This is a genomic window from [Flexibacter] sp. ATCC 35103 (assembly GCF_001975985.1).
Lineage (GTDB): Bacteria > Bacteroidota > Bacteroidia > Flavobacteriales > Flavobacteriaceae > Flavobacterium.
In genome coordinates this window covers 472877-480483 of sequence record NZ_MTQF01000004.1, presented here as the reverse complement: position 1 = coordinate 480483, position 7607 = coordinate 472877, and the positions used below count along the sequence as shown (strand labels likewise).

General features: G+C 37.1%; 4 protein-coding genes. All 4 read right to left on the bottom strand.

The window, feature by feature from the left end:
* Positions 1-447: 6-phosphogluconolactonase (locus BXU01_RS10110; protein ID WP_206196617.1), on the bottom strand; the 447-nt coding region annotated here is incomplete at its 3' end.
* Positions 448-747: 300 nt separating this feature from the next.
* Positions 748-1653, bottom strand: a complete 906-nt coding sequence (locus BXU01_RS10105; RefSeq protein ID WP_206196613.1) for a DMT family transporter — start codon at positions 1651-1653, stop codon at positions 748-750.
* A gap of 3 nt (positions 1654-1656) precedes the next feature.
* Complete coding sequence (gene nagA / locus BXU01_RS10100; RefSeq protein ID WP_083693100.1) at positions 1657-2796, bottom strand: N-acetylglucosamine-6-phosphate deacetylase; 1140 nt, start codon at positions 2794-2796, stop codon at positions 1657-1659.
* Between the two features lie 9 nt (positions 2797-2805).
* The gene (locus BXU01_RS10095) at positions 2806-7458 is read right to left on the bottom strand and encodes a LamG-like jellyroll fold domain-containing protein (RefSeq protein WP_083693099.1); all 4653 of its coding nucleotides are present in this window, start codon (positions 7456-7458) and stop codon (positions 2806-2808) included.
* Positions 7459-7607: the final 149 nt, after the last annotated feature.

Genomic DNA, 7607 nt, shown 5'->3' with positions numbered 1-7607 from the left:
TTCATAATCGATGCAATATTGATTCAATTCTTCAATGGCAACGGTTCCGTCGGGAACATTCACGTTCTCGGGCTTGATGTCGATATGGTTAAAAAGATGCTGGTGCATGAAATAATGATAGCTCTGATTGTTTTCCCTGCTCATTGGATAGTATTCATCCAGGTTGAAAGTGATCACGTTGCTAAAACTAAGGCCTTCTTCTCTGTGCATTCTCACTAATTCCTCATAAACTTTTATAGGAGAAGAACCTGTTGCTAAACCCAATACACAAGATTTTCCTTTTTCTTGTTTAGATCTAATTAATTGCGCGATTTCCTGCGCTACAATTACTGAAGCTTCTGCTGAATTTTTGAAGATTTCGTTATGGATTTTCTCAAATCTGGTCTCTTCAAATTTTCCCGCGCTTTTATAGCTGATATCAGGTTTGGTGTCTAAATCAGTTTCCATTTTATTCATTTTATTTGGTTAAATTATTTTATTACTATTGATGTTTTAATGCATATTCTCAACAATTATCAGGATGGAGAATTGAATGATTTGTTTCTCACAGATTTGGCAGATTGCTTTGCCTGTTCGCTATCGTTCGAGTGAGCAGATTTAATTAAAATTAATTTGCGAATATCTGCTTAAATCATTTTAAATCTGCGTGAAAAATGTTTTAGCTGCTCTCGATAACGATCAGATTAAAGGATTAAATAGATTTAAAAATGAAATCTTCGAGAGAAAATATATGCTCAGTTCATGTTTTTATTTTTTATCAGAAGAAAGCGTGGCATACAATCCAATTATAACAAATACAACTCCAAAAAGGGTGTATAAAGTAAGAGGTTCGTCTACCATAAAATAGGCTATTATAAATCCGAAAATCGGACATAAAAAAAGCCAGTACGAAGCTTTGATCGGGTTGATTTTTAATAGGTACAGCCAAAACTGAACTGCACCAATAGAAACCGCAATTGCCAGCCAGGAAGTCGAAAACCAGAAATTGGTGTCGAAAATATTTTTATCAGATTCATACGTTAAAAATAAAACCGGAAGCAGAAACACAGCCCCAACAATGGTTTGCCACCCATTTATGGTAAGAATATGCAGTCCGTTCCAGTTTTGTTTAGAGTAATAAATCGTTCCTACTGAATATGCAATCATACTAGTAACTAAAATAAGTATGCCGCCTGGGGTTGCAAAACTGCTTTGTAATAAAGGATAAGCCGCCAGAAATACACCTGTAAAACAAAGAATCAAACTAAGAATGTTTTTGAATCTGATTTTGTGCGATAACCAAATAGCCGAGATCAAAACAATAAAAACAGGATTAGTCGCTACAGCCAGACTCCCCAAACCGGCAGATACTTTTTGCATGGCAATGACATACAATCCCAAATAAAAAGTAATATTGAACAAACCGTAAATACTGATCTGAACCCATTCTTTTTTTTGAGGAAGGCGTTTTGCCATTACGATATGTGAAACAATAAGCATAATACTCCCGGCTATTATAAACCTGAAAATAGAAATCACAAAAGGCTGTGCGGCATGTAACCCAATTTTGGTCGCTGTTGAAGCAGAAGCCCATAAAAAAGCAAACAATATTCCGGCAATAATGATTTTAAATTCTTTGATTTTAGCCGTAATCGGGAGCATTTTTTCTTTCATCTTTTATGAAATAAAGGTTGATGTTTTAGAAAAATTCAACGTTTCAATTTCAGATAAATCATCATTAAACTGTACAAAACTCGCCGGAAAACCAGCTTTTATTTTTCCGAATTTATCTTCTAAACCAATCGCACTTGCAACACGCGAAGTTGCCATTTTTATCGCTTCATCTGCGGTAACTCCTAAATGATTATACGCATTCTGAACGGCTTCTAACATCGAGATTGTGGCTCCGGCAAGATTGCCATCGTCATTTCTATAAAAGCCATTGTCAAGATGTGCATCAAAATTATCCCATTTAAAGTTGGCTACTTTTCGCCCTAAAAAAGTCGCATCGCTAATCAAAAAGAATTTATCCTGTTTGAGTCTGTAAGCTAATTTTGCGGCTGCATAATCGCAATGTGCACCATCTAAAATAACGGGAGCATACACATTTTCGTTTTCAAAAACAGCTCCCACCAATCCCGGTTCACGATGCCCGAATTGCGTCATTGCATTAAATAAATGGGTGACGAGTTTTATGCCTTTCGAAAAATAAATCTGCGCTTCTTTGTGCGTCACAGTCGAATGCCCAATTGAGATTTGAATATCACTTTCGAGCAGCATATTGAGCTGCTCGTCAGTGAAACATTCCGGTGCAATAGTAATAACTTTTATAACATCTTTTCCAACTCTGATAATTTCTTCAAGCTCTGCATTCGTTGGTTTACGAACCTGATCAATACTGTGTGCGCCACGTTTTAAGGGATTCATAAACGGTCCTTCCAAATGCATTCCGATTACGCCATTATCATGCTTTTTCATGTAATTACGAACGGCTTCGATTCCCTCAAGGATTGTTTCATGCGAGGACGAAATCAAACAAGGTAGTACATGAGTAGTTCCGTATTTTAAACTCGCATCATAAATATCCTGAATCGTTTCTTCGGTAGGAACCTGACTGAAATAAAGTTTTTCACCACCATTGATCTGAATATCGATAAAGCCTGCAGCAACATGTTTTCCTTTTAAATCAATCGTTTCAATATCATTTGGAATTTCTTTCTGAACGGAAACAATTGTTCCATTTTCGATAATAATGACTCCGTTGGTAATGATTTCATCACCAGTGTGCACGGTCGTATTGATAATCGCTTGTTTCATTTTTTAATTTTATTTCTTAATTATTTTACGGCTAAGTGTTGTTTCTGAATCACTAATTTGTAAAAGATAAATCCCACTTGTTTTATTTCCTAAAGAGAAGGTTTTGCTCGTTTCAGAATTACTAAGTGTTGTCTTTTGAATTACTTTCCCTGAAACATCCACTATTTTTATTGTAACGTTTCCTTTTGCATTATTAATGGTAATATTAAAGATATCACTTGTTGGATTTGGTTCTGTCAAAACATTAAATTTTGAATCAATATCAGAATCTGATGTTTTCTTTGTTGAAAGTGCTGAATACGCACTTACGGGATAATCATTAAAAGTAAGAGCGCCAATACCTTTTGTATTTGTTAAATAAGGACCAGCATAAATGCCCGAATTATCATTATACATACTATTAGATAAATAAGAGATTTTTTGAGCAGAACTTGATGTTGCCAAATCTAAAGTTACAGTATTCCCGGTAATTGATAATGAAGCTATTTTACCTGAAATACCATCCAGATAGAAGTAGTCTTTTAGAGCATAACTTGCTACATTACTTTGGGCAATTAAATTATTATTATCAAAAATTAATTTAATCTGAGTTTTGTCACTTTTACTAAAATAAGCGTCTATAATGTTTGGAGCCAACGGATTTTCTGTAAAAGATACCTCATAAAGATCTTTTTCGACTACATACGAAACGCGTTCTCCCATTATTTTATAACCCTGTAATCCGTAATGGCAGTAAGGAGATTCATTTCCGTCCCCGGATTGCATCGCAGGAGTTCCTACCATAGGAAAAACGGTAATATCATTATGTAATTGTGGCAAAGTACGTTGCCATTCGCGCATTTTAGCTTGATTTACACTGGCGGCTCCATAGCATGAATTTAGATTGGTCTGAAAAACATATACTTTTGCAAGAGCCGGATAATCAGCTTTCCAGTTGTTGTACATCGTTTCAAAGTTTGTTGGATAATTGGTAAATGTTCCATCTGCATTTTTCTCTCCCTGATGCCAAAAAACAGCTTTAATATCGTTCTGAAGACCTGCTTTTTGAACTCTGTATAAAGTTCGACCGTATACAGTTGACAAATCTAAACGGTTTGCAGAACTTGGGATATTTTGCTCGATTGTACTGGAACCTGCACCTCCGTTAATTACACAAATCGGGATTTGTAGTTCAGCAGAAAGTTTATCCATCATCTCTAATCCCCAAACGCCTACCATATAAGGCCCTGCAAAATAAGTTGGGTTCGCAGAACTTATTGCTCCGGTTTGATTCGCTTGTGCCAATCCCCATGATTGTTGAGTTGCATCACTGGTATTGTAAGTATCGTAATTAGTGTTGCCAGTTTGAATACCGTAACTTCTTAAAAATGGATTGGTGAAAGTATATCCCGGACGTGTAGGATGAGAATTAGATTGTCCCATAATCACGAATGAATCTCCGGCAACCAAATCTTTTCTTTCTGTTATTACTTTTTTATTTCCAAGCAAATCAATCGTGCTTACAATAATCTTATATTGTGCTAATTCTGATTTAATAGTTCCGGATAAATCAAATGAAGCGCTTCCGTTAGTATAATCCAATTTTTGATTTACTGATTTTAGAAAAGTATCATTACGATAAAAATCGACTGTAATAGTATTTAAATTCTGAATTTGTGTTGTTCCTGCAATTTTTACAGTTGCGTTATTGTTACTGTTTCGTGCATAGAATTGCAAATCCTGAGGTATTGAAGAAAAGGTAACAGCACTGTATGGAGCTGTATAAGTATCAGCACTGTTGGTTAACCAATTCAGACTAAAACGAACAAAATACATTTGATACGTAGAGCTTTCTCCGTTTTCATAATAAATACCTATAGTTCCGTCTGGCAATATCGTTAAACTTGAATATGCCGAAGCTCCTGTAAAAATAGTTTTTGGAGCTCCCCAAGTTGTTCCTTCATCTGTACTTAATTGTACGCTCACATTTTTTCGGCTTCCTGAAAACGGAATAGAATGCAATAATCTGTTTTTGTCATAACCGTCAAGAGTAGAAGTATAGCGAATAAAATCACCATCGCAATTTGGGTCAGATATACTCGTCTGATTATAAGCCGTTCCCCAGGTTGCGCCTTTGTCTGTAGAAACATTAAAGCGACGTGTTCCGGGATTACGAATACTCATCATAATATTTCCATTATTTAACTCTACAACTTTCGCTTCATCGCCGTCTATTTCTGCTCTTCCGGTTGATGCCGTCCAGGTAACTCCGTGATCAACACTTGTAATCATGTAATTGCTTATACGTTCTGTTCCTGAAACATTTTCGCGTACAGCAATTGCGGCAACAATTTTTCCATCACGCAATTGATGTGCTCTTCCTGAAGCTACAAATAAGCCTTTCCAGCCTGGGTTTGGTCCATAAATTTGACTTGTAATATCAATGGGAGTTCCCCATGTTACGCCATTATCTGTACTATGAATTACCAATACTTTGGCTGGAGCTGCATTTGTAGAAGCAAAAAAGCCTTTCTCAGCGGAAACCAAACACAATAATTCACCCGTAGTTTTATCTAGAACCAAAGCTGCATCGCCTGCTCCGGTTGAAGCTCCAAAATTAGCAATGGTTACAGGTGCTGACCATGTTTTTCCGTTATCTGTGCTACGACGAACTACAGGATCTATTTTTGCAGCCAAATCTCCGGCGCCATTCCATCTTTTATCCGTAACCGTTACCAATGAGCCATCGGCAGCAGTAATAATTGCAGGAATACGGTAACTCGCAGAACCTGCATCTCCGGGCGTGAACAATAATGTATTCGCTAATAAAACAACACGGTTTCCTGAAACGGTATTTGATGTTGTATTATACGTAATGCTGTTTGCGACGATCGATTCGCAGGTTGCATCTAATAAATTTCCTTCTGTGGCTGTCGCCGAAACATCATACGTAATCCAAAAATAATTGTCTCCGTTTACTAATACTTTTGATCCGTTTACAATAAGATTTCCGCTTGACGGAGCAACATTTCCAAATAAGGTTGCTGTAACAGGATTGAAAATTGCAGTATTTCCGCTTGAGTAAACTTTGATATTTGTAACATCAGAAATATTAGTAGTTCCTGCCATCGTAAATTTTAAGGCACTCACCGTAAGCGGATTTATTGTACCACTTACAGCAGCTTTTACCGCAATTATACGTTGGTTTAGATCTCCAATTCCGGTTGGCAATTCGGTTTGAACCAATGAGACCGAGTTAATCTGCATTTCGTTGGTTTGCGCAATTACCATCGCTCCGTTATTTAAAGTTCCCGGATGATTGTTTCCTGAAATATCAGGAACGGTTGTACCGCTAATATTTTCGAAATCCCAGGCAGCGATTAAATTGGTTTGTGGCCCGTTGACAATGGCCGTTTTATCGGTTACGATTTCTGCGGCAGTCATGGCTTTATTCCAAAAACGAATATCATCTAATTGCGCATTCATATATGATGCAAAATTGCTCAGTGTTCCAAATAATAAATCTCCGGTATTTGCAACCGTATTGGTTCCGCCAATGTTGGTTGTCGTTTTGGTTTGTTGTAAAATGCCGTCAACATAAATTTTACAGCTTGTTGATGCAGCATCAACAACCATGGACAAATGATGCCAAATATTATTTGCGATATCTGATGTTCCATACGGAGGTCCGGCAGATCCGGCACTTGTAGTTAGATTAACGCCAAATTGTCCGCCACCGGCAGATGTATTATTGATAAATTCATAGCCAATCCCTGCGCCTCCGGGACGTTTGCTTAAAATACGTTTGCCAAAATCAGAAGTTTTGATTTTGCAGGTTATTGTAAGACTTTGACCCGCCGCTATATTAAAATCAGCATGATTCACAACCGACATATAATCGTTTACGCCATCTAAAGATAGAACCATCGGGAAAGCATTCGAAGTTGTTGGCGATCCCACAAGAGTTGCGGAATGACTATTTCCCGAAACATCAGGAACAGAAGTGCCGCTTATGTTTTCAAAATTCCACGCTGCCAGAAGATTTGTCGCCGGAGCATTGACAACTGCAGTCATGTCAGCTTGTAATTCAAGTGCAGTCATGGCTTTATTCCAAACGCGAACGTTATCGATTTGACCTGCCCATTTATAACTGTTTCCGGAATCTGAACTAGCTCCGATAACAAAATTTAAAGTGTTCGAAAAATCGGATGTTACAGAAGTAAATGTCTTTCCGGTATTGGCTAAAACGCCATCAATATAACCGTACATCGTTCGATTGCTTGAAGCGTCAAGGACTAAAGCGATATGATGCCAGGTTCCGTCAGCAATAGAATTGGCAGAATATCCTGCGGTACTAATATTATTAGGAGTTCCGGTTCCGCTCATATTCAGCGCAAATTTTCCGGCATTAGTTCCGTTTCCCGTCCAAAATTCGTAACCATTTCCAGTAGCTCCGTTTCGTTTGGCAAAAATTCTGGGTGTCCCGGTTGCTGTTGTGGTTTTTATCCAGCACGTAATGGTTTTATTTTGGCTTGCGCCGAAATTTAAATCAGGATGATCCGGAACTGTCATAAAAGTAGAAATTCCATCGAGGTTCAAAACCTTACCACTTTGTGCTTGTAAACTGCTGGTACAGTATAAACACATAAAACACGAACAAAATAAGCGTAATAAATTTTTCATAGTTTTTATATTTGGTTAAAAAATTGGTTAATAAGCATAAGGTTGAGTAACGAATTACTTGATGGAAATACTGGATTTTACAATAGCATATTGAATAGCATTTTTTTTGTTTTTTTCAATACAGAGAAATATATATGGAATTAAAATTG